This is a genomic window from Sphingomonas oligophenolica (assembly GCF_039522915.1).
Classification (GTDB): Bacteria; Pseudomonadota; Alphaproteobacteria; order Sphingomonadales; family Sphingomonadaceae; genus Sphingomonas; species Sphingomonas oligophenolica.
This window is the reverse complement of the sequence record NZ_BAAAEH010000032.1, coordinates 1-23,049: the sequence shown is the minus strand read 5'-3', so window position 1 is coordinate 23,049 and position 23,049 is coordinate 1. Positions and strand designations below refer to the sequence as shown.

The 23,049-nt window shown below is 64.0% G+C and carries 24 protein-coding genes; 8 read left to right on the top strand and 16 right to left on the bottom strand.

Going from position 1 to position 23,049, the window contains the following annotated elements:
• Positions 1-16 precede the first annotated feature (16 nt).
• The 3 genes from ABD050_RS15370 to ABD050_RS15360 all read right to left on the bottom strand — a co-directional run bounded on the left by ABD050_RS15370 (position 17) and on the right by ABD050_RS15360 (position 3,018).
• Positions 17-451 carry a DUF2958 domain-containing protein gene (locus ABD050_RS15370; RefSeq protein ID WP_343890333.1) on the bottom strand — a complete coding sequence of 145 codons (435 nt, stop codon included), beginning with the start codon at positions 449-451 and terminating at the stop codon, positions 17-19.
• Positions 448-1,419: an ArdC family protein gene (locus tag ABD050_RS15365; protein ID WP_343890332.1), complete on the bottom strand. Its 972-nt coding sequence runs from the start codon at positions 1,417-1,419 to the stop codon at positions 448-450. The genes ABD050_RS15370 and ABD050_RS15365 overlap by 4 nt, the downstream gene beginning before the upstream one ends.
• Positions 1,420-1,824: 405 nt before the next feature.
• Entirely contained in the window at positions 1,825-3,018 is a 1,194-nt protein-coding gene (locus ABD050_RS15360; RefSeq protein WP_343890331.1) for a PEP-utilizing enzyme, read from the bottom strand.
• Between the two features lie 311 nt (positions 3,019-3,329).
• On the opposite strand from ABD050_RS15360, the gene ABD050_RS15355 reads away from it, so the two are divergent.
• The 7 genes from ABD050_RS15355 (at position 3,330) to ABD050_RS15325 (ending at position 10,139) form a co-directional block, all read left to right on the top strand.
• On the top strand, positions 3,330-4,646 hold the full coding sequence (locus ABD050_RS15355) for a dCTP deaminase domain-containing protein (protein WP_343890430.1): 1,317 nt from the start codon (positions 3,330-3,332) through the stop codon (positions 4,644-4,646).
• A gap of 79 nt (positions 4,647-4,725) precedes the next feature.
• Entirely contained in the window at positions 4,726-5,586 is an 861-nt protein-coding gene (locus tag ABD050_RS15350) for an N-formylglutamate amidohydrolase (protein ID WP_343890330.1), read from the top strand.
• Positions 5,583-6,770: a carboxylate-amine ligase gene (locus ABD050_RS15345; RefSeq protein ID WP_343890329.1), complete on the top strand. Its 1,188-nt coding sequence runs from the start codon at positions 5,583-5,585 to the stop codon at positions 6,768-6,770. The genes ABD050_RS15350 and ABD050_RS15345 overlap by 4 nt, the downstream gene beginning before the upstream one ends.
• Positions 6,771-6,784: 14 nt before the next feature.
• Positions 6,785-7,564 (top strand): 2OG-Fe(II) oxygenase, encoded by a 780-nt coding sequence (locus ABD050_RS15340; protein ID WP_343890328.1) that lies wholly within the window; start codon positions 6,785-6,787, stop codon positions 7,562-7,564.
• A gap of 12 nt (positions 7,565-7,576) precedes the next feature.
• The gene (locus tag ABD050_RS15335; RefSeq protein ID WP_343890326.1) at positions 7,577-8,017 is read left to right on the top strand and encodes a DUF2000 family protein; all 441 of its coding nucleotides are present in this window, start codon (positions 7,577-7,579) and stop codon (positions 8,015-8,017) included.
• Between the two features lie 274 nt (positions 8,018-8,291).
• Entirely contained in the window at positions 8,292-8,840 is a 549-nt protein-coding gene (locus ABD050_RS15330) for a hypothetical protein (protein ID WP_343890325.1), read from the top strand.
• Between the two features lie 75 nt (positions 8,841-8,915).
• On the top strand, positions 8,916-10,139 hold the full coding sequence (locus tag ABD050_RS15325) for a hypothetical protein (protein WP_343890324.1): 1,224 nt from the start codon (positions 8,916-8,918) through the stop codon (positions 10,137-10,139).
• Positions 10,140-10,151: 12 nt separating this feature from the next.
• Here ABD050_RS15325 and ABD050_RS15320 read toward each other — a convergent pair whose 3' ends face one another.
• The 5 genes from ABD050_RS15320 to ABD050_RS15300 all read right to left on the bottom strand — a co-directional run bounded on the left by ABD050_RS15320 (position 10,152) and on the right by ABD050_RS15300 (position 14,246).
• Complete coding sequence (locus tag ABD050_RS15320; protein ID WP_343890323.1) at positions 10,152-11,393, bottom strand: hypothetical protein; 1,242 nt, start codon at positions 11,391-11,393, stop codon at positions 10,152-10,154.
• 28 nt (positions 11,394-11,421) lie between these two features.
• Positions 11,422-12,723, bottom strand: coding sequence for a hypothetical protein (locus tag ABD050_RS15315; protein ID WP_343890321.1), 1,302 nt, complete (start codon positions 12,721-12,723; stop codon positions 11,422-11,424).
• Entirely contained in the window at positions 12,720-13,112 is a 393-nt protein-coding gene (locus ABD050_RS15310; RefSeq protein WP_343890320.1) for a hypothetical protein, read from the bottom strand. Before ABD050_RS15310 ends, ABD050_RS15315 begins: the two co-directional genes overlap by 4 nt.
• 581 nt (positions 13,113-13,693) lie before the next feature.
• Positions 13,694-13,891 carry a hypothetical protein gene (locus ABD050_RS15305; RefSeq protein ID WP_343890319.1) on the bottom strand — a complete coding sequence of 66 codons (198 nt, stop codon included), beginning with the start codon at positions 13,889-13,891 and terminating at the stop codon, positions 13,694-13,696.
• A gap of 79 nt (positions 13,892-13,970) precedes the next feature.
• The gene (locus tag ABD050_RS15300; RefSeq protein WP_343890318.1) at positions 13,971-14,246 is read right to left on the bottom strand and encodes a hypothetical protein; all 276 of its coding nucleotides are present in this window, start codon (positions 14,244-14,246) and stop codon (positions 13,971-13,973) included.
• 86 nt (positions 14,247-14,332) lie between these two features.
• Between ABD050_RS15300 and ABD050_RS15295 the strand changes: the two genes are divergently transcribed.
• Entirely contained in the window at positions 14,333-14,554 is a 222-nt protein-coding gene (locus ABD050_RS15295; RefSeq protein WP_343890317.1) for a helix-turn-helix domain-containing protein, read from the top strand.
• On the opposite strand, the gene ABD050_RS15290 is transcribed toward ABD050_RS15295, so the two are convergent.
• From ABD050_RS15290 to ABD050_RS15255, 8 genes are all read right to left on the bottom strand, one after another.
• On the bottom strand, positions 14,551-15,066 hold the full coding sequence (locus ABD050_RS15290; RefSeq protein ID WP_343890316.1) for a DNA -binding domain-containing protein: 516 nt from the start codon (positions 15,064-15,066) through the stop codon (positions 14,551-14,553). The genes ABD050_RS15295 and ABD050_RS15290 overlap by 4 nt on opposite strands.
• 25 nt (positions 15,067-15,091) lie before the next feature.
• Complete coding sequence (locus ABD050_RS15285) at positions 15,092-15,280, bottom strand: transcriptional regulator domain-containing protein (protein ID WP_343890315.1); 189 nt, start codon at positions 15,278-15,280, stop codon at positions 15,092-15,094.
• Between the two features lie 7 nt (positions 15,281-15,287).
• A complete protein-coding gene (locus ABD050_RS15280) occupies positions 15,288-16,154 on the bottom strand; it encodes a phytanoyl-CoA dioxygenase family protein (RefSeq protein WP_343890314.1) in 867 nt (288 codons plus the stop codon).
• Entirely contained in the window at positions 16,151-16,756 is a 606-nt protein-coding gene (locus tag ABD050_RS15275) for an acyl-homoserine-lactone synthase (RefSeq protein WP_343890313.1), read from the bottom strand. The genes ABD050_RS15280 and ABD050_RS15275 overlap by 4 nt, the downstream gene beginning before the upstream one ends.
• A gap of 958 nt (positions 16,757-17,714) precedes the next feature.
• Complete coding sequence (locus ABD050_RS15270; protein ID WP_343890312.1) at positions 17,715-20,048, bottom strand: TonB-dependent receptor; 2,334 nt, start codon at positions 20,046-20,048, stop codon at positions 17,715-17,717.
• Positions 20,049-20,340: 292 nt separating this feature from the next.
• Positions 20,341-21,243 carry a YncE family protein gene (locus ABD050_RS15265; RefSeq protein WP_343890311.1) on the bottom strand — a complete coding sequence of 301 codons (903 nt, stop codon included), beginning with the start codon at positions 21,241-21,243 and terminating at the stop codon, positions 20,341-20,343.
• Positions 21,244-21,595: 352 nt separating this feature from the next.
• On the bottom strand, positions 21,596-21,925 hold the full coding sequence (locus tag ABD050_RS15260; protein ID WP_343890310.1) for a hypothetical protein: 330 nt from the start codon (positions 21,923-21,925) through the stop codon (positions 21,596-21,598).
• A 71-nt stretch (positions 21,926-21,996) separates the two neighbouring features.
• A complete protein-coding gene (locus tag ABD050_RS15255; protein WP_343890309.1) occupies positions 21,997-22,785 on the bottom strand; it encodes a LuxR family transcriptional regulator in 789 nt (262 codons plus the stop codon).
• Between the last annotated feature and the right edge of the window lie 264 nt (positions 22,786-23,049).

Below are 23,049 nucleotides of genomic sequence, written 5' to 3'. Positions count from 1 at the left end.
GCGCGCCGCCCGCGCTTCAACCGCCGTCCGGTTCGCCCGGACGGTGCGGAAGATCAGGGTCCGCGCCGGTCTGTTCGGCACGGCGCAACAGGGTTTCGGCCCACAGGATCGAACCGGCGCGGCGCGCCCACTCGGTCCAGATGGTCAGCGGAAAGGCGCTCTCGAACGACAGGTCGCGCTCGATGAACAGGCCGAAGGGCAGGCGGACTTCCGCGATCTCGGACAGGCTGAAATAGCCGAGTTCGGGGCAGCCGAACCCAAGGTCGGCCAGCCCGAACAGGGTGTCGCCGTCCTCGTCCAGTTCGGTCGCCAGCCATGTCGCCGCGCCGAGCGGGTTGAACAGCTTGACCACTGGTGGCGGATCGAAGCGCTGTCGCTTCTCGTCACAGGCGCGGCGGGAAATGTCGTTGGCGCGGAGCGCGAAACGCAGCTCGGGGGTCAGGAGGATCATGCCGCGATCCTCCCGTCTGCCTGCGTGGCCTGCGCCTCGCGGTGGCGCGCCAGCAGCCAGTCGGCGGCCTTGGTCGCGGCGCTGGCCGCGCGGAAGATCGCGCGATTGTCCTCGCGCAGCACCTCAAGCCACGAGCCGATATAGTCGGCGTGACGCACGGTGGGCGTGATGCCGAGCGCGGCGCAGAGGAAGGCCGAACCCATCTCGGCAACGAGTTCTTCCCGCGCATAATCCTTGCTGCCGAAGCCATTAGTCAGGTCGCGGTTCAACCGCTTGGCGTGCCCGGTGGCGTGGGTCAGTTCGTGCAGGCAGGTCCGGTAATAATTGACCTGCTCGAAGAAGGCGGGCTGCGGCGGCACCTGCACGAAATCATGGGCAGGCACATAGAAGGCGCGCGTCCCGCCGATGCGGAAATCCACGCCCGACGCGGCGATCACCTCCTCGGCCACGGGCACGATCTCGCGCTCGGGAAGCGGCACGGGATCGGACGCCAGCCCGGCGCGAAGCCCCTCGCACTGCGCGACGTTGAAGACGGTGAAGCGCTTGAGGAACGGCACCGCCTTGGCCTCGTCGCCGTCGCGCGTGGCGCGTTCCTTCTCCGCTTCGGGGGTGAAGCGGTCGGCATAGGCGACGGTCACGCCATGCTCGCCCTTGCGCACGCATCCGCCCGCTTCCTGCGCCTGCCGGAAGGTCAGCCACGATTGCGAGGGCCAGCCATGCTCGATGACCGCGCCCCACAGGATCAGGACATTGACGCCCGAATAATTGCGCGCGGTGAGGGCATTGCGCGGCAGGCCGGGTCCGGCGCTGCCCGCCGCGCCCCACGGCTGGACCCAAGGCAAGCGCCCGGCCTCAAGCTCGGACACGATGCGCGCGGTCACCTCGTCATAGAGGCTGACCCGGTTCTCGGTCTGACGATCTTCGCCCGCGCCTTTGCGGCGGGAACGACGGTTGGCGGCTTCTCGCATCGCTATCCTCCATCGCCACCCAAAAAGCAGCAAGCCTCCCCGCAAAGGCGGGGGTGGGCGGCGAAAAGCGACCAAGAGGCCCGGCTCCAGTGGCCGGCGGCACCGCAGGGCGGAACGAAGAGGAGCACCCCGAAGCGCAGCGAAGGGGTTGCCGCAGGCCGCGACGGGCCTAGCCGGGAGCGCCGCCCGCACCCGCCGTACCGGGAGAGGCACAAGCAACGCCGCCGCGCGCCCGCGCGGCGTCCGCAGCCACGCCAGCGATCGTGACCGGACGGCCGAGACCCGCCAGGGCTCTACTTCGACCGCCGCCTAGGCGGCGGTCGAAGTAGAGCGCGATCGCACGGATGTGCGAGGCGCTGGTGGCCAGCTACCGCCTGCTACGTCACCAAGTCTGCCGAAGCCGCGTCAGAGGAACTGGTGGAACTGGTCGGGAGGAGCATGGAAGAACTGCGCCTGGCCCTCCTGCAGTGCCATGAACTGATACTCCGCGAGCTTTGCGAAGTTCGCGTCGCCGAGTTGGATGCACGGGATGCCCATGCCCCGGGACATGACTGCGGTGTGGCATGTCATGCCGCCCTGGCGTAGAACGAGCCCCGCAAGCAACGGCCTGCACTGCATGAAGGCCTGCGGGTAGTCGATGAGTTGGCGGAGATCGCCGTCGGAAACGGGCACGACTTTGCGCGGCGGCCGGCCGAGGCTGTTTTTCAGATAGGCATGCTTGTGGGCGTCGCGCAGTGGCGCGTCGAGGTCGCCGACAAATTCCTCGATCGAATCATAGGCGCGTCCGAAAGGGCTCGCCGCGTCGATGCGTGGAAGCCTTGCGACGACGGTCTGCCCGACCCCGAAGAAGGAGGACAGCGGCATCCCCTCGATCGTCTCGCCTTGCGACGATTGATCAATCCGGAACCCGGTCTCGCGCTGCTCCTCGGTCAGCAGGGCGCCGCGGATGACCGTCTCGACCGGGGTCAAGGCCACGCCGGCAGAAGGCACCGACAGTGTTTCCAGGAACGTGTCGAGCGTTTCGCCGGCGAGCAGGTGCGACCTTGCCTGGCCAAGCTCCTGTTGCACCGCCGCATGGGCTCCGGCCACGGCGGCGGCCTTGCGGTTCAGCAGCTCGAGCAGCGTCTCCAAGTGCCCGCGCCGTCGGCTCTCGAGCGCGGCGATGTCCGCCAGCGTCCGCTCGATGCTCTTGTCCTTGACCAGGGTCCGATAGAGAACCGGGAATGCCGCTTTCCCGCCCTCTAGAAGGATGCCCGCCGCGAGACTGGTGGCAAACGAGATGAGGATCGCGCTGACCAAATCCTCGAGGCGCAGCGCATCGGGCTCGAGAAGGGCGCCCCAGTAGCTTAGGCAGGCCTGCTCGAGATCGCCGCTGACATGATATTGCTCCACGACGCCGGACACCGCACCGCGATCGGCAAGGAATTGCAGCACGCGCTCCGGCGTACCTGGTGCGTAGCGCGGCGAGACGGCCTTGAGGATCGCATTGGCACATAGGATTTCGAGTTGGCGGTGACGGTCCACATGGTCTCCGATCAGGTGCAGCGCAGGCACGACGAACAGATTGACGACTTGCCCGGCGATGCACCGGCGCGTCAATCCATATGGATGACGCCGCGACAGACAGGCGTTCGGTCACCTCAACGTGCGGGCTTCGGTGGGCCTAGCCGGCGCCCCCGCCCACACCCGCCGACGCTGGAGAGCACAAGCTACTCGGCCGCAATCCGCACCGGGTCGGCGCCACGCGAATATTTGCACCGAAATGGATGTAAACGACGCCGTTGTTGGCGATCCCTCAAAAATTGGCAATTTCGCTATTTTTGTTTGTCATATATCCTTAATGGTAATGACGAGGGGGCTCGATGTCTGAGGCGCGACCAGGGGACCGGAAAGGCAGCGGGGTGACGACCATGTCGCCCGCCGATTTCCTGAAGCGCAAGATGGCGCTCTCAGGGCTGAGCGCGACCGCGCTCGCCAAGGAGTTGAAGGTCCATGTCCAGACCCTCTACAACGTCACGACCGGCAAGCGCCCGATCTCGTCCGCGCTGGCGCTCAAGCTCGCCAAACGCTTCAATGCGCCGGCGGACGTGTGGCTTGCGGAGTCCGTCGAGGTCAACCTCTCCGACGTGGACGACGCGCTGACCGCCAAGCGCGCCAAGCGCAATGGCAGGGTGGACGGGGAACAGAACTTGCCGTTGTTCGCCGGCAGCCCGGCGGCGCCGCCGAGAGTCGATCGTGTCCTGATTGACCGCGACATCGAACGGTTGCTCCAGACCCCTGGGGGACCGGTCAGCGTCACCCCCTACGACCCTGGGCAGGTGCAACCTGCCTCGTACGACCTTACGGTCGGCATCATCATCGAGAAGGGCTTTCGAGAGCTTAGCGAACACGAATGGGTCTTGGTACTCAAGCGTGCCTTCGACGCCGAAGACAGCCAATCTCGCGAGGCCGACCACGTCGACGCGATCCTCAAGAAGAAGGGTGGCGCGGTCGTCTGGTCGAAATCCGTGGATCTCGACGACGAGCGGAGGTCGGTCGTCGTCCTGACGCGCGAACTGGTCGGCTTCGAAAAGGAATATCTGGCGGAAGTCGGAAGCACCGCCACCAATGCGATGCACGGTCTGCTCGTCAACCACGGCTTCCAGATCGATCCCGGATATTCGGGACCGATCATCGTGACGGCGATGAACATCGGGAACGAGCCGTACCGGCTTTCGTCGGGCGACAAGATCGTGAGTCTGGCGATCCGCGAATTGGCGGAACCGCCCGAGCGCGCCTATCGGGCTGACCTCCAGCAGAAGATCGTCAGGATTTTCCATCGGGTCGACGAAGCGCTGAAGAGCCTGTTCGTCTGCCGGCCCTTGATCGGCGGCAAGGAGTTCGTCGCCGAATCCGAGGCACTGAAGCAGACGCATGTCGCCGGCACGGAGGACGACGCTCTCAACAAGGCGGTCAGCGCCGTCATGGAAGCCTTGTCGAAGCCGATCGGAGACGATCCCGTCCATCGCGCCCTGGATGCAGCAGTGCGCAACGTCCTCAACTCGGTGTCTATCGACAAGCAAGAGGCGAAGGCGCTCGTCCGCCATTTTTCGATTACCGACGAGAAGATCAAAGCCCAGGCCATGCGCTACTTTGCCGTCGCCGACGACCGCCAGACGATCGGCGCGACGCTGGAAAGACTGCAGCAGGATCCGATCGTCGCGCTGTTAACATTGACCGACGGCTGATCGTTTTGTTTGAATTTCAATAATTCGGTTTGATAAACAGGCGAAATGAGTTATAGCTACCTCAGCGAGGAGGCTACTCATGGTTGTCGCGTTGCACCGCTCGATCGACGGACCCGGGCCGGGCTGGCCCGAGGCCAGCCAGGAGGCCGCCAGCCGCTCCATCGGCGGCTTCGCATTCGTCGTCACCGTTCCCCACGCCTCCGGGGCCGCGCCGCACTGGCAGGGCGCCGCGGCCAACACGGCGGAATGGCGCGATGTCGTGGCTGGCAGCCACCACGCCCTCGACCGCGGCGCCGGCGAGCTGGCGAAGGACATGGGGGCGCGGCTGGGCGCGCCGGTGATCGAAGGCTTGTGCAGCCGGCTCTTCATCGATCTCAATCGGCCGCTCGACGATCCGAGCGTGATCGCCTCCGCCATCGACGGGCGCGACTTGATGTTCAACCGCGCGATCTCGGGCGGGGACCTCGCATCGCGGCGCACCGCCCACCGCCACTATCACCAGCGTGTCGCGGGCGTCATCGCCGCCGCGGCCCAACCGGTGTATCTCGTCGACCAGCACTCGTTCGACCGCTTCGGGCCCGCGCCCGCGGCGCGCGGCGTCGATATCGGCGTGTGCGCTCCTGGCGACGATCGCTTCGCGCGGACGCTGCTGGACAGTTTGTTGAAACGGACGAGTCCCCGTCGCGCCGAGGACCAGCCGAAGGCAGCTGCGCGCATTCTCAACGTGCGGCTCAACGAGCCGTACTCGGCGGATCACCCGGGCGCATACATCATGCGGCGCCACATGCCCGTCACCGCCGGCGGCGTGGTTATCGAGGTCTGCGACGACCTCCTCGCGGACGACGCGGACGTCGGCGCGATAGCAGAATTGCTCAGCGAAGCGCTGGTGGAGACCGCCAGCGCGATGTCCTCAACCTTCGCAGCAGGAGAAAGCGCATGACCGGGAATTCTCAGGCACCGACCTATGGCCTCGAGGAAGAGCAGATGGTGATCGACCGGGGCACGCTCGCGCCCGCGGCCCCGCACGCCGGCTGCGTCGAGGAGCTCAAGGCCCGCCTCGGCACGCGCTTCGCGCTGGAATACAAGGCGCCGGTGATCGAGCTGGTGACGAACGTCCACAGTTCGGTCTTCGACCTCACCGAGGAAGCGGCGGCCAATCGCTACGAGGCCGACGTCATCCTGGCCCGGCACGGTTATGCGGCCCTGCCGCTGGCGACCCATCCGTGGGCGGCATCGCTCGACATGCCGGCGCGCGAGGGCGACCGCTACCGCCGCATCGAAGCCCAGAAGGGCGACGCGGTACGCCACCTCGCCGCCAATGGGGTCCATCTCCACGTCGGTACGTACGACGGCGACGAAGAACGGCTTCGCCACCTGCCCAAACTCATTCACCTGACCGCCATCCATGCCGCCGTGTCGGCGAGCTCGCCTTTCGCGGAAGGGCGCGACACGGGTCAGGCCAGCTGGCGGCTGCGGATCCTGATGCAACTCGCGTCGTCGCTGCCGCTCATGGCGGCGGGCCCCGACGAGCTGGCCCATGTCTATGGCGCGCTCGCCGCGGCCGGCGGCCCGCGGGATGCGAGCGAGCAATGGGGCTTGGTGCGCCTGGGTGCGGGCAAGCCGACCATCGAGTTCCGTGGTGCCGACACCACGCCTTCGCTCGACGACATCGCCTGGCTCGCCGCGTTGACCGGTGCCGCCGTCCATGCCGAGCGCGTGGGTATGCTTCCGCCGCTCGACATGTCCGCGTCGGCGGCGGCCTATCTGTACGCCGCCAACCTCGACGCGGTTGCCGCTGCCGGCGCCGACGCGGTGCTGATCGACCCGTTCGACTGGGAGGCGAGGCCCGTGCCGCAGGCCATTGACGCCTGGGTGGCGCGCCTCGCGCCGGCGATCGACGCGCTGGGGCTGGCCGACGCCATTGCGCTGCGCCCGCAGCAACCGAGCGCCGCGTGGAAGGAAATGAGGCGCTTCGTGGTGAAGATCGAGGTCGAGGCGCTCGGCCGCGGGCTGGGGCCCGCCGATGCGAGGCATCTCGCCTACCGCCGGATGATCGAGCGCTCGCTGGTGCAGTCTTCGGCGACGCCCTCCATGCCATGGGCGCGCTCCGCGCTCGCCGCCTGAGAAAGGATGATGCGATGACGGACATCAAGACGGCAGACTCTCTCACGCGGGAAAGCTTCGCGGCACTTCGCGCTGGCGAGATATGTGCGATCCTCTTCAGCGACCTGATCTCCTCGGCGGAGTGTGCGCGGGCGGCGCTCGCGGTGCGCGCGCTGACGGCGCGGAGCAGCTATCGCTGGAGCAACGACCTATCGATCATCGGGGTTTCGATCGGCGAGGCCCACGACAGCGACGAGGCGCTGGAGCGCTACCTCGCCGAGGGCGAGCAGACGAGCCGCATCGTACGCGACGTGGTGTTTGGCGGCGTCTCGCCGATCGACCGCATCACACTACAGATGCTGCCGATCTGGGAGCCCGGCATCCGAGTTCCATCGCGTGACGGCCGCGGCTTTCTCCAGCAGGTCGTGCGGCGCTGGAAGCAGGGTGGCGGCGCGAGCGCGCACCTGGACCTTAGCAACACCCCGTTGCTTCGCCCCTTCAACATTCGCCAGCGCTTCGGCCTCAACGTCTATATCGAGATGCCGATCGAAGGAGGCGCGGTCGAGTTCTGGAGGCGCTCCTTCACCGAGGAGGAATATCTGTCGCTCCGCCAGGCGCCGCCGGCCTACGGTCTGTCGCGCGACGTCGTCGGAGAGCCCGACCTGCGCATCCGTCCTGCGGCCGGCCAGGCGATCATCTTCGACGCCTCGCGTCCCCATGCGGTCGAGCCCGTTGCCGGCCGCGGGGAACGCATCACCAATGCCAGCTTCCTGGGTTATGCCGGCGACGACGCGCCACTCTTCCAATTCGCCTGAGGAGCCCTTCCCATGACGAAAGTCCCGATGAAGACCGTGATCGCGCTGTCGAAGCGGTATGACGACAGGCCCGCGGTGCAGCTCAATGCGGTCGGGCACCTCGCCCAGGCGATCGGACATGAAGCGCGCGACCTTGCGGTCGTGGAATACAGGACGGCCGACGGCGGGTCGCTCGGTTCAATTGGCTGGTGGCCGCTTGTCCTGCTGTCGGGCCGGGCGCCAAAAATCGAGGCGTTCTGGCAAGCGGCCAGGGGCGGCGCCAACCCGCGCGCCTGCTTCGTCGAGACGATGATCAGCGGCGGCTCCGAGCTCCAGGTCGCCGCGACCGCCGGCCTGGGCGCGATCAACCTGCCTATCGTCGCGATCGCGATCCACGGCCCCGCCGCCGAGCTCGACCTCATGACGCGCAAGCTGAGCCTGTGGCGCCCCACCCCGTGCGCTCCCGCAGCCTGAGCGCGGTGTTCGCACCGTCGACACCGGCTTTTTCCAGCCGGCGATCGCGCGTGCCTGATCCCGGCCGAGAACCGTGCCCGTTCGGTAGCATTCCGGACCAAGTTCCGCTCCCGGATGGAATGAAAGCGGAGTAGATTGTTCGACACCGGTCGCGACTCTCGCGGCGGCGGCCGGCGATGACCGTTTCTTGTGCGCCCGTCGCGGCGATTTGGGGGAAACCATGGGCTTGATTGACGAGAACCGCGCTTTGACATCGGGTTCGCCAAGGCCGATCATGCCCTTACCGCCCCAATTCGAGCCTGCGGTCCGGCCGCGCTCCGACCCAGTCGTCGAGCGCGATTGGCGGGACGATGAAATCCGGGAACTCCGGGCGGCGCTGTGCCGTCACGCTCCGGCGGGCGACGATGCCTATTGGACCGAGAACACGACATGGATCGGATGCGTCGACGTCGCGCTCGACAAGTCCGTCGGCCCTGGCGACTTCGTCAGGATGACGATCAAGGTGGCGACCAGGGACGACACCGACGACGTCTGGGAATTCTATCGCGCCAACCAGGCCGAGATCGCGTCCGCGATCCGATCCAAGGTGCCCGGCGGCAACGTCAGGATCGTCGACCTGAAGATCGAAAAGGGAAGCGTGACGATCCTCGTCGTCGCGCAGATCACGATCGGCTTGATCGCGATCGCCGTCGCGATCCTGGGCAATTACGATAACATCGAGCGAAACTTCAAACGGGCGATGCCGCTGCTCAAGCAGTATGTCATCGATGTCACCAACTCGCTCAAGGGGTTGTTCAGGGGATTCGGTCTCGGCTTCGGTTGAACCTCACCGGCGTTCGATCGACGCCAAGCGCTCGATCTGCCCTTGACGAGTAAGATTCCAGCAACGGGGAAATCGATGCCGGATCCAACGACGAAGCTGCCACCCGACCTGAAGAAGCGATCGGACACGGCCACGGTGTCGCAAGCGGAAGCGAACGCGCGCAAGGCGAACGCGGAGGCGTCGGACGCCGAGCAGACCGCGGCGTTGAATCGCGTGAAAGGTGCGCTTGGGGAACCGGCCACCGGCGCCTTTTCGGGGGACGTGCAGCTCGCGGACGGTGCCGCGCTCGCGGAACCCAATTTCCTGGCGCGCGCCGCCCTGATGACGGTCGCCACGGCAATTACGAAGGAGGTCGCGAAGGCGATCGGCGAGCGAAAGACCGCCTATCTGACGACGTCGGATGGTCCGCCCGACCTCTCGCACGACTCGGCCCTGGCATCGCGCATCGCGCTGGTCGAGGACGCCTGCCGAACTGCGACGCAATTGTCGGACGCCGCGCTGGGCAGCGGCGAACGAGCGATGTTTGCCCCGTTGGCGACTGCGGGGCTTGTCGTGTCCGGCGTCTCCGCGCTGCTGGGTTACTTCAAGACCGACTTCAAGGTCGGAAGCGATGAGGTAAAGGTCAGCGACCGCGATCTCCTCGTCCTCGTGGGAAGCGAACTAGCGGCGCAGCATCTGAGCGTGCTGGTGGACGGTTTCCCGCCATCACCGGGCAAGAAGATCGTCGACGCGGTCCAGACCCAGCTCCTCGACCTGTCGACCGAGGTCACCGACCTGCGCGGCCGCGTGGTCCATCATGCCGCTGCGATCGCGTCGCTCGACCAGGCCGCCGCCGTCGCGCCCGCGAGTCCTGCAGGCCAGCAAGGCGACCAGACCGGGACCGAAGGCCAGGATGAGAAGCAGGACGCGGCCGCCGATGCGCAGGCCCGCGCCGCGCACGAGCACGCCGAGGCAGCCTGCACCGCCGCGACGACGCTCTACGATACCTTCGTCACGTCGCTCGACGCCGATGCCGGCGGTATTTCGTTTCTCGAACGAGCGCTACGCGAGCGGCGGCTTCGGGAGAAACTGGGCGACAAGGCGGCGGTCTTGTCGCTGAAGGTGGACGGCAGCTGGGCCACCCATATCGTCCGGAAGAATTTTCTTTCGGGGCTGTCCGGCAAGCTCCCGATCAGGATCAGCGCGACGGTCGGGGCGAGCTGGGTCGCCTATGATCTAGATTCCGGCGGGCTTCTCGGCGGCGGCGTCGAGACCTCGAAGTCCGAGCTTCAGGATATCGCGGCGATCAAGGCCAGCTGACCGGCCACGCGCCTAGGCGGCCTTGCGCTGAAGCCTTCCAGCTTTGACCTCCCAGTAGATCCAGTTGAGGAAAGCATCGGCCTCCGACAGGTCGGATGTACCGATGCGGTTGCCGAGCGCCTTGATGGTCTCGCACAGTTGTTCGTACCGCGCCGGACTGATCGCATGGAATTGGGCATATCGCGCCGTCTCGATGCCGAGCGCTTCCAGGGCACCAACCGTATTCCCGTTGAAGATGGCGTAGCGAGTTGGCGCGAAGGTGCAGAGCATCTCGGTTGCCATGTTCAGGCCGACACCCGGAATCGGCTCGCCGGCCTTCCTGATCGCGCCATAGCCTTCGCGCGCCGGTCGACCGCTCACCGACCGGGCAAGCGCGAAGAGGCCGATCATGTCCTTCTCGTGGTTGAGGGCCTTGCTGCCCTGCCGGAAAATACTGCCAGATCCCCACAGGTGGGCGCCGCCTGCGCTGCCCATCAGGTCGCCAAGCCCCTCGCGAAGCGTTGCCCTGGCCTTTTGCGTGATGGTCTCCTCGCTCAACGCGGCGATGGCTCGCTGGAGCCGGAGCGCCTTCGCCCGCGACCACTTTCGCGTCGCGAGGTCGGTCATCGCCTTGGGGTCGGCCAGATAGCGCTTGTACCAGTCGGCGATGACGCGGAGGTCGATCCCTTTCGGGAGCGCGGCGTCGCGCGCCTTTTCGTACTTGTCCCGCTCGCGTTTATCGATCGCGTGGTCCGACGCATATTGCTGGAGCAGCAAGGGATCGAGCCCTTGGAGGCGATCCCATGTACGGTAACGCTCGAACGTGTCCTCCAGGCTGCGTGTGAGCGGATCGCCGGCCGCATGCACCACGCAAAGCGACAGTTCTTCGTTGGTAGCGAGCGCACCCGCGGTCAGGTTCGCCGAGCCGACCAGGCTGCGATACACGTCTCCCTTGCGGACGGCATAGAGCTTGGGATGGAAGGTGGCCGCCGCCCTGCTCGCGACACTCACCGTGCACGACGGATGTCGTTGTTTGAGCGACAGCAGCTTCTCCAGCGCGCAGGGATCAGTGTGAAAGAAATCGGTGCCGACGAAGATCTCGGCGGTCGCGCCCGCGGCCAGCCGCTCGTGCAGCATCGACACGATGAATTCGGCGCCGCCGCGCTTCAGAAACGCCACGGCAATTTTGACCTCGTCGGCGCCGTCGAGCAGATCGCGAATGGACGCCGAATGGTCCGCTCCCTCGTTCGAGACGAGCGAGACGCCGTCCGCCACGACCGTGGGCCCGGTTTTCGAAATGGATCTACTGCCCCGCCGACGGGATCGTGCAGGCGGCGGCTGGCGCGTCGCTCTCACGACCCTCGTCCTGGGGGCCCGGCATGAGCTGGGCATATTCCGCCGACGACAGCGGCCGGTATTGCGTCGGAGCCGGGACGATGAAGCCGATCGTCCCGTTCGCCAGCTTGCCACCGGCCGGAGCCGCCTGGCGAAGCCAGTTGCGAAAGTCCGTCGCCTCCTCGAGCGTGGCGAATACGAGCGGCACCGGCTTGCCAGCGCCAATCTCATAGGCAAGCGTGTGCGGCCCGATGCCGATGACATAGCCCGGCTCGTAGGGCGATGGCGAGAAGAGGAATGGAATCTCGGTGGTGCCCGTCCGGAACTCGACGGCGTCGTCGGACTCGGAGAAGGTGTTGCCGCCACCGTTGGTGATGTGGCGGATGCGATAGCTCAAGGTCGCGCGACCGCAGACCGGCTCGCCTTCGAAATCGATTGGGGAATACAGGCTGCCAGGGATCAGCTTGACCTGCGCCGGCGTGGCGGCGGAACTCTTGCCTGTTGCGTCGTCGATCGAGAGATCGCTAACGGAGGCGATCGGACTTGAACGGAGCTTCAGTCGATCGGTCGACAACACCACGTCCACCGAAAGGTTGTGGGCAAGGCTCTGGCGCCAGCCGGCCGTCTCGTAGAGCCAGGCGACGCCGTTGTTGTCGACGGCGGCGTCGAAATCGGTGGTATCCTTGATCTCGACTTCACGAGCGCTCGTCTGGTCGTTCTCGCCGGTCACGGTCAGGTTGGGAAGGAACTTGGCGATGTTCAGGCCCGTAGAGATCGTTGCCTTGCTCGTGCTGGTGTCGGTCAACTTGCCCAGGTCGATGACGGTCTGGCCATTGCTTGCCTGCGTCCAGGTCGAGACTTGCCAGCGATCGGGGCGGTTGGGATACACGCTGAGCGAGACCTTGATCGCATCGACGCGGTCGCCCGGTGGCAGGAAGCCCTCGGGCTGGATCGCGATGACCATGTGCCGGGAAATCGAGTTGCGCAGGACCACCGCTGGTGAGGCGCCGCCGGCTGGCTTGATCGTGGTGGGCGGCTTGCCCTTGGTCTGCTCGATGAGCGCCGCCTGGCCGCGATCGCTGAGCGCGGTGATGCTGACGCCGCCGGGGGTCGCTGCTACCTCGCTCGTCGACACTGAGAGGGTCACCTTGTCCGCCTCCCGGGTCGGGGGCGCATAGCTCTGGTAGCGATCCTCGATGACCGCCTTCTGCCCGCCCAGCGCGGCGCATCCTCCAAGAAGGAGCAGGCCGAGCGGCGCTACGGCCCTCACTTGTCGTCTCCCGAGAACGGGTTCGGTACGCGCCCCAGGAGGAGCCCCGCGACGACGCCGGCGAGGAAGCCGCCCATCACCAGCGCGATCTGCGCCGCGGGCAACGCGGCGGGCGATCTCTCCGGGGGCGCCAGTCGCCTCGCGTCAACCTCGTCCAGGGTGGCCGCGAAGTTCGCAACCGGCGTAAGCTCGTAGATCGCGCCTGGTTCTCCCTGAACCGGATGGTCCTCCTGCCGGACCCGGTCGCCATAGTCCGATTTCGCCCAAGGGTACGGGTCGGTTAGGGTCTCGTACCCCTTGCAGTCGTCCAGTGATCCGTCGAAGTGTACGCACCATTGGTCGGCGCGGACCGTATGCTGAAAATTGTCGAGCATGACTGCGTAGACCATGCGACTTTTCCCCCTGCCAATGGCAAGTTGAAACACTAGCTTAAAGCCGGGGCGAGATGAATATCGATATGGGTCCAAATCGAATATTCCCGGAGCGACGCTAGGTTGTTTCCCGGCACGGTCGACAACGGGTCGGAGGCGGTGGCGAACATGGGCAAGGACGATTTCAGATGCGACGTCTGCGGCGAATATGCGCCCGCTCATGATCCGCGCTGCGCCATCGTCCAGGAAACGCGCCGACGGGACCAAGAGGCAAGGAAGGCGAGCAGGACTAAGCCGGGACGGCGGTAGCGGACGGTAATCGGCACGACGTGCCCGCGGGGTGGATCGGCGCCAGCTAGGTAGCCCGGGGTGCAGGCGTAGCCCCCGCCCCCGCGTGCTAAAACTGGGTGCGACGTTCCAACCGACTGGCCGCAGTTCCGCTTCGCGCGCAAGGATTTGCTGCCCGGCGTCCTTGCGATCGCGCCAATGGGATCGCGCTCGTCAGCCGATTTGGGCGTCGAGGTCCGAACGTGCGCTGGAAGCCACAGATTGGTTGCTTGCTAGAGTAGCTGCCGCGGGCAAGCGAATCTCAAGGTTGACTATTGCAGGGTCGGACCCGATCCCAACGAGAGTGCTACGGCATTGCGAATGACGAACCATTCCGACAATTGGTTGTAGTCCTTCGCCGCAGTGAGCACATCGATCCTGTCCTGGAGGAAACGCGCCACATCGTCGCCATGTTCGGCGATCAGGTCCCGGGCGATCAGAAAAACCCTTGCTTCGTCGCTGCTATCCACGGCGCCATGATAGCTTCAATCCGCCGTCGGTTCCATCAGGCATCACCCTGAACCGGGCTCGCTTTACAAGCCGCCGGCCCTATTCGACGTTGATTTCGGGTCTGCGCTGGTTGAACGCATCAATGGCGGTCCCGAGACCTTCGCCGACGATCCAGCGTGCCCGTTCAAGATGGGAGCGCCAGCAGGCCTCGGCGTCGCCCTCAGTGACATCGAGCCGCATCAGTGAAGCGGCCGCCTCCTGCCAAGCCACACCGGCCTCGTCGGCATCGAGAAGGGCGGCATAGAGAGCCAGGTGGCGGCGGTCATAGTCGACGGCGACGTCGCCAGACGGCGCCAGAAGGTCAAGGGTGTCCATCTTTCTCTCCTCGCGCAGTTCACGGCCACCACCGATATTAAATATAATGAATAACTCACGAGTGGCAATTCCTCGACCGTAGGTCGATGGACATGCGCAAGGTCATAGGGAGCAATTTTGCTCGATTGAGGAAGAGCAAAGGGCTGACCCAGGAAGCTGTCGCCGAGAAGTCCGGATTTTCGCAGAGCTATATCGGGTGGCTCGAGCGCGGCCAGCGCAACCCCACCGCAATCTCCATATGGATGCTAGCTCAAGCGATTGACGCCATGCCTGCCGATCTGGTTCAGCCGATCGACGAAAACGCCTAGCGTCCAGCAAGAATGGGCCGCGGCCCCGCGCCGATCATTCTCTCGCCGGCGACAAGCATCCGACGGACATGCGATTTCCGATGCTCACCTTCGCCCGGCCATGTGCCGGGTCCAAGGATGATGTCCGCAATATCCCGCAGGCTGGCTCCGATGCTTCGCGCGTCAGTGGCTTGCAAGGCGAGGAGCCGATTTCCCAGTTGAGCATGCCGGGGCGCCGGGACGGTCGCGCGACGGTACGCGCTGAGCGTTGAGATTTGTGCTGGAAGCCGATCGTCATCGGGCAGATCGAAGCGAAGCGTTACCGGTCCGGCCACCGCGGTGCCATCGATCACGTCGAGCCGGATGACCTCGCCGCCGCGCTCGATCAGGAGATGTTCGGCGTGCGGCCCGCGCACGAACCGCGCATCGACCGCCAGCGCGTCGAAGAGGCGTGCGCCGGCAGCGGCAACAGGCTCCAAAGCCCGGACGGCGAGCACGCGAGGGTCGATGGCCGCCGACCAGATCGGCAGCACGCAGGCGCACGTCCGGGCCGGATCTTCAGGGAAAGTGCAGCCCCCAGCGTGCCGCGAAGTCGGCATCTGCTGCCACGCCGTTCGTTGGCAGGGTCGTCAGGCCGGCATAGGCCGCGCGGTAGGCCGGGTCGCGCCGTAGCACTTCCCAGGCCAGCGCGCTGCGTCCCCGGTGGACGACGGCCTCGAAGGCAGCAGGATCGGGCGTGCTCACCATGACGGCCTCAACCGAGCTCGCCCATCTGCGACCGGACGAACATCGCGGCGGCCTCGGCCTGGTCTGGCCGAAGCGCATCGACGGCCGGAAGATGGTCCGGCACATGGTCGCCGAGCAGGATCGACGGGCATTGCCCTTCGACATTGCCGAGGTTGGGTCGATGCTGGGCGTAGCCGACGAGCGCGGCCAAATCCGGGGAGAAGTGCCGCGCCACCTGTGGCGGATAGACCAGCCATTGCAGCTCGAACGGCTTCAGCCAGCCGAGGCAGTAGCTGATCACGATTCCGCGCCGGGGCGCGGTACTGGCGTTGCCACCGCCGCCGTGGAGGGTGGAGCCGAGGAAGATCAGCGCGTCGCCCGGCACGACCGTCGGCACGACCACGTCCTCTTCGGGAAGGACGGGAACGTCCTGGTCGAACTGGCTTCCGGTCCAGAGCCGGGTGCCGCCATTCGCCCGCGTGAACGCGGTCAACGGCCACATGACGTTGACGAGATATTCGAGCCCGCCCTTTGGTCCCTGCCACATGTCCTGGTCGCGGTGCGGCAGCTGGGGCAGCGCGCCGGGATGGATCTCGATCGCCTGGGTCAGGTTGAGCGCGATCCGCTCGCACCATGGCAGAAGCATCTGCTCGACGACCTCGAGGATGAGCGGATGCATCGCCAGCCGTTCGACCCCCGGTGATCGAGTCAGCAGCGAACCGAAGCGCTTGGTTCGCTCCCCGTAGAAGGCGCCCTGGCACAAGGGTGTAGCGGCGAAGCGAGGATCGAGGTCCGCCTCGATGCCGGCGATCAGCGCAGGCTCGACCGCCCGCCCGAACACGCACCAGCCGTCGCGCGCGAGCGTCGCGGCGTGGCGATCGACCGCGGCGCTCATGCCGGCACCCGGTCGAGAACGGGCGAATAGACGCCGGTCCAGCCAAGCCGCTCGGGCGTATCCGGCCGGACATGGATGAGGAAGGCGCCGATCGGTCCGCCCGGGATGCGCACCGCAGGCCCGAGCGGTTCGGCCTGCCAGCCCAGCGACAGCACTTCCTTGCGGAACGGGTCGGGGATGACGCCGGTGTAGCGTTCGATGCCGCGATCGAGCGCGACATCCACCATCGTGGAGAAGAGCATGTTGCGCAGCTCGCGGCGGCGTTCGGCGCCGTGCCTCTGGGGCAGGCACAGCCGCGTGCTTTCCCAGGTCACATCGTCGACTGGCACACCCAATGGACAGAGGTGCGGGAACAGCGTGCCGAGCATGTGCGGGCGTGTGCTGGGAAAGAGACGGATCGACGCGGCGTGCCCGCCGTCATCGTCGGCAACGATCAGGTAGATCGTATCGGCATTGTCGAACTGGTCCATCTCATATTGGCCGTCGACCACCGGCACGTCCCAGCCGAACAGGTCGACGAAGAGACGCTTGCGGTCGGCGAACATAGATCGCAGCAGCGGCCGGCTTTCCGGCGCCATATGGTTGTCGATGATGTGGATCATGGGTGTGCTCCCGGTCGTGATTTCCACGCACGAAGGAAGCAGCGACCGGGCAGCGGAAATAGACCGAGTGATTACTCGGGTTGACGGCTCCGAAGCTCGTACAGACCGATGCCTCCGGCGAGGATAATACGGACGACGAGTTCGGGTCGACAATGAACCTCAAACAAACGCCAGGCCCCGGTGAGGTAACCGTCGACCGTGCGCGGCGTCAGAGCCGGAACGCGGGCGATTTCCGTGTTGGAATGCCCCGGGCGGCACCACGTAATTGCGGGGCTGGGGATGGAGTCTGGGATCCATATTGCGGCAAGGGTCCGACTAGCCGCCGCGCCGCCAGTAGGGTGAAAACGCCAATCATGTGGGTTGGCCCAGAAATCGATGCGTCTGAGCCGGGTAGCGCCTACCCCCAAAGGTGCAGGATTACCGAGGCGAACATATCGGACAGTGATGCCATCGTTCAGACCTTAATGGCACCAAGTCCGAAACTGACACGGCGAGAATCGCATTTCGCGAAGACCGTCATGATGGATTGGCGCAATGTTGGAAGCCCAACTCTTCGGTCACCACCTCCACTAACGTCTTGAGCTGGTATCGTGTTGCTATCGTGCAAAGAGCACCGACAGCAGGAGTGGTCGGCGCGAGTTCTAATCCTCTACTCGGTCTGGCGAGGCCGGATGGCATCTATCAACGCCCTCTCTCTTACCCGTTTTGACTTCTCCCGCTTCAACAACCCCAGGACGCTGATCGGTGAAATATCTGACTCCCACACTTTGCTGCGGTGCCCGAAAAAGATGCAGTTGGGCTTGGGATCCCGCGAGAGCGGCGGCCATTGGTTCCTATTGGCGGACCTATTACAAGATAATGTTGCGCAACTTCGCCATTTTTCCCGATATTCTCAGTTTGATCTATCGTGCCTTCCGGCATGATACTGATCTCGAACATCGGATAAGGGCGCGCGTGGTCAGAATTTGTCGACCACACTGATGCCAAAGGTCCTCGGTTGGACGATGGCACCGGCGAACGGCGCGCTGATGCCATTCTTCACCTGAGACCGCAGTCGGACCAACCCGTATGAATTTCCAACATTCTTGACGTAGGCTTCGATCGAGAAGCCCCCAAACTTGATGCCGGCCCGCAGGTTGACGAGATCGTAGCTCGGCATGACCGGGCGTACATAGTTTGCAGGCGCTCCAGAGACATAATCGATCGGGCGTGACCCGATGTACTGATAGTTGCCGCCAATGAATGCACCGACGTCATCGCTGATTCTGAAATCATAGTCGGCAGAAAGATTGCCTGAGAACTTGGGGGTATCCGGCAACTGGTCCCCGGCCTTGGCACCGACCAGCGGCGCGTCGACCACCATGCGAGCATCGGTATAGGCTCCGTTGGCGGAAAGGCTCAGCCCCGATACCGGCATCCAGGTCCAGGCAAACTCGACGCCCTTGCTGTGAGCACGGCCAGCATTTCCGGTCACATTGAAGCCGCCGACTTGGGTGAGGAGCTGGATGCGTTTCCAGTCCAGATAAAATGCCGAAATATCCACGGTCATATGGGCCAACGGGAATTTGGCCTTGTAACCGACCTCATAGTTGTCGAGCGAGTCGGGTTGATAAGCCGCCGGGGCGCCGGCTGCGAGCAGACTCGCTGCAAGGTTCGTTGGCCCGCCAGGACGGAAACCGGTTGCGAAGCGCGCATAGATCATATTGTTCTGATCGATGTCGAAGCTTGGCGTCAGAAGGTAGGTCCAGGTGTTGCTGACAGCGCGGCCCGTCACGTCGGTGTGGCCTCCGTTGAGGGCACCCGATGACGGCGTGTCGCTGTCTTCGGTGGAATGAGTGTAGCGAATGCCTCCGAGGATTTTGAACTGCGATCCGAGGCGCAAGGTCACATCGGCATAACCGGCATATTCGGTGTAGCGGTCGTAAATCGTGTCGAAAAAGAGACCGCCTGCCGGGTAAGCAGCCGGCACCGGCTGCAACGTGGTTGCATCGAATGGTCGGCCGAAGCCTTCCGGCTTTACGCTCCGTTCATGCGTGTAGAAGACGCCGGTGAGCCACTCGAGCGTGCCACCGTTGGGTGAGCTGAGGCGGAACTCCTGCGTGGTCTTCTTGTGGTCGAGCGTGACGTTGTCGAACAAGGCGAGGTTCGGCACGCCGACAAAGCCGGAGATGGCAGCGCCAAACTTGGTCGTCTCGTCGATGTCCCAACGCGCGTTGCGTGTTGCATAGCTTGTTATCGACGTGAGCGTCCCCCATCCGAGATCATAGTTGGCGTTGAGGCTGTACAGCCTCGTTTTAAAATCCCAGTTCTCATTGCCCCAGCGCACCTGGCTATATTTGCCATAGATCGGGGTCAGGCCGGACGTCAGATCGACTTCCGATGTGTTGGGCGAGTGCGAATTCTGAAGCACCGCAGAGAGCTCTACGGACAGTTGGTCGACCGGTTTCCAGTATAAGGCAATCCTCCCACCATAGACTTCGAACGTGTTGACGTTGCTCTTTTTGCGGAACGGATCGTCGAGAAAGCCGGGGTCGAACCGGTAGAAGCCGCTGACAGTCACGCCGAGCTTTTCCTTTACCAGGGGTCCGTCCAGCATGACACGAACACCACCGCCGGCTGCGCCATGATCCACCGTTGTCCCGTCCGCTTCGACACGGCCGGTGAAATCGGTCAGTCCTGGCTTGCGGGTTACGTACTTCACGAGTCCGCCCAGTGAACTGGCGCCGTAGAGCGTGCCTTGCGGACCGCGCAAAACCTCTATGCGTTCAAGAATACCTGGGTCGAGATCGAGCGTCCCGATCGAGCCATAAGCAGTAGCGGTCGAAGAGCCGTATGGAACGTCGTCGATATAGGTCGCGACTGTCGATGGGATCGCTGAACCATGGCCCGTTCCGATGCCGCGGATCATAACGACCGTTTGTCCCGGCTGTGACGAGACCACGCTCAGGCCTGGCACGGTTGCTGCGTAGTCGGCAATCCTGTTCGCGCCCTGCCGCTGCAGAGCGTCGGCGGTCAACGCCGTGACGGGCGTCGCAGTCCGCAACAATGAGCTCGACCGCCTTTGAGCGGTGACAATGATGTCGCCACGATCGGGCGAATTATTCTGATCTTGCGCCTGACCTCTGTCGGTCGTCGCAGGGGAGGCCGACGGGCGCGATGGTCCGGTGCTGGATGGCGTGGCGGCTTGGCCATCGGTCTGGAGCGACGCTGCGCTCGAGGGACTCGCGTGTGAGAGCGACGCTATCGCTGCTGTGCCTAGCAGCCAAACAAGCCGGCGATTACGGTCGGTCATGAGCTCACCCCCCTTTGATTTGCGTTTTCCGCAATCCGGGTAGGCTCAACGAAAAGGCGCTTAATGTCTAATTCGAAGATTCGTTACGAATATTCTTCAGGGTTATGACATTTGCAATATTAAACACCGGTAATTTATAAATAGCGTAAAATCAGATATAGCCAGCGTCACCGCTAACCAATCTCATTTCTTCGTAGAGATTTATATATACATCTCTATATTTTAAAGCCTTCCTCCGTAACTACGCCTGATGAATAGAAATACGTTGCCAACGGGTCTCCGTAACCAAACGCTAGGGAACTGGTTTGAAGATCATGATAGATGCTCCATCTTCGGTGCCCTCGCCAACGTGAGGGACGTCCACAAAGACCCTGTCCAAATCGGGCGAGAAGAACATGGTTTTTGCGAGCATCGCCGTCTCGACTGCGGGCAGGGGTCGATATGTATCCTTGGGTCCGATCGCGAAGGATTCGAGGTATCCCAATCCGCTTGAGACGTAGATTCTCCCGCGCTTCTGATCGACGTAGATTCCGTCGGCCCATGCTCGAATTGGCAGCGTTTTGATGGCTCGACCGCTCGTCGCATCCAGGACCACGACCGAACCATGCATTTTCGTGTCACGACACGCTACATAGAGCCGATTGCGGATCTTATCGAACGCGATTCCCTTCGCGCGATGGCGCCCGGGAAGTTCCCATTTTGCCACCACTTGGTGGCGTCCCAGATCGACCAGGGCGACAGCGCGATCGTCCTCGTCGAGGTTTACATAGGCGACGTTGCGGTCGATGTTGATGGCAACGCCCTCGATGCCGGACGTTGCGATCTCGATATCGGTCGCCTTCTCCATTTTGACGGGGTCGATGACGGAGAGCACGGCGTGCTCCATTCCACTCCCCTCTCCGCCATTGCTGACATAGATCAGATTAGTGGATGGGTTATAAGCGAGGCCATCGGCTCCCGCTGTCAACGTAATCTTGCCGATCGGTGCAAAGGTGGTTCCGTCGAAAACCTTGACCTCGCCGCCTGCTCCATCGACCACGAACAACCGGTTCAGTGTTGGGCTAAAGTAGCTTCCGTGGGGATTTCCCACGGGAAGCATCTTGATGACGTGGAAGTCCTCCAAGCTGATCACGGCTTCGGCTTTCGCCGCCTGCGGTGAGGCGAAGAGACGCCTCCCCACAAGATCAACCGACATATAATCTGAGAATGGGCCGATTGGGACGCCAGCAAGCGGAACTGTCTTCTCAAGGGCCAACGGAGCGCTTTCGCCCGTCTTTGCTAAGGCATTCGTTGATGCCCCGGCTATCAGCGCTCCGACAAAACAGAACAACGCGCGACGTTTCGTGGCAGCGATTTTCGAAGTGCGGATGCTGTTTAAACGGTACATAGACTTACCATTTCCCCGTCAGAAGCTCGTCGACTTGTGTCGTCCGGCGACCCCCGCAATCGGTCCGCCCCTGCGCCCGACGGGTCGGAACAATGGCAAAGTGTGTCTCGGTGAATCCCTTGCGTCTAAGTCAAATTTTCGCACGTCCTATTCTATGGGGTTATGAAGGCTGGTGAACACATTCCGCCTGCCTTTGGTGCGAGGCGGCACAAGAGCACTCGCTGCGAGATAGTGCCTTTCGCAACTCCCGGCGCGGTCGCAGCGTATGCGGCCGTGCGCACGGGAACGGCCGGATCAATGCCGCGTGCCCGCCGTTTTCGTCGGCGGCGATCAGGTCGGCGTTGTCTCGCTGATCGAACCCGTACTGGCCATTGCTCATGGGCAGGCCCCGGCCGAACAGGTCGACGAAGAGGCGCTTGCGGTCGGCGAACATTGACCGGAGGAGCGGCCGATGTCCGGGCGCCAGATAGGTCTCGATGACATGAATCATGAGGTGCTCCCGGTCGTGATTTTCGGAGACAAGGAAAGCAGCGACCGGCGAGGCGAAAATAGACCGAGTGATTACTCGGGTTGGGGACGCGCGAGTTCGTGGAGGCCGACTTCCCCGGCGAGCACCGCGCCGACGACGAGTTCAGTGCGATCATGGGCGTCGAACAGGCGCCGCGCCTCGGTGAGGTAGCCATCAACCGTGCGCGGCGTGAGGGCAAGCGCGCGGGCGATTTGCTTGTTCGAATAACCGCGACCGGCAAGGACCACGCAGTCGCGGGGCCGAGGATGCAGCTTGAGCGAGGTCGAGGCCATCGGTCGCGCGCCCGATACCAGCCGGGACGCGGCCTGGAAGGCAAAGACACCGATCATCTGCGCGGCGCCGAGGAATCGATGCGCATGTTCGGGCATTGGGGTTCCGGCGAACGTACAGGAACCTATGCGAGCGCCCAGCCGAACATAGGGGACGGTGATGCCTTCGTTCAGCCCTTCGGCGGCGCCCATCGCAAAGCTTGCGCGATCATGGCGATCCAGATCGATGAACTGCGAGAGGTCCGACCATAGGAATGCGCCGTTCGCGAATATGCAACCGCGAATGACGGGGTCACGACGATATCGGTGCTGGCCGAAGAGACGCTCGGCGATGGCTGGCGGATAGTCTTTCAGATCGACGAGATCTGGTCGCGGGGTTCGGTGATCGTCGTGATGGATCAGTGCATAGTAGCGGAATTTCATCTCGCGGGTGATGGCCGCCATCAGGCGGCACAATTCTTCCCGAGAAGAAGTCGCGCGAAGCGCTTCGATAACGCTGCTGGTCAGCGCAAGGCAGGACAGGCTCCGCGCAAGGGCGAGGTCAGGGACCATCCAATCACGTCCTTCTTCCCCCTACAATCGGTTGAACACTTTCCTTCCAAAAGCTCACGACAGCACGACGCAACTGGTTGGGCGTTTGACCTCGCTCGATCCGCTTTCCAGGCACTGTGAAGTTGCCGTTCCCGCGAGGGGCATTTCAGCCCAAGAGCGGCGGAGCCAGTGCTTCGCCACGGAAACCTAAGTAGCTCAACTGAACGACTACCGGCTGGCGCCGGTAGGTTCGGTTGGAGTGGCTGAAGCCTTTTCAATTGGGGC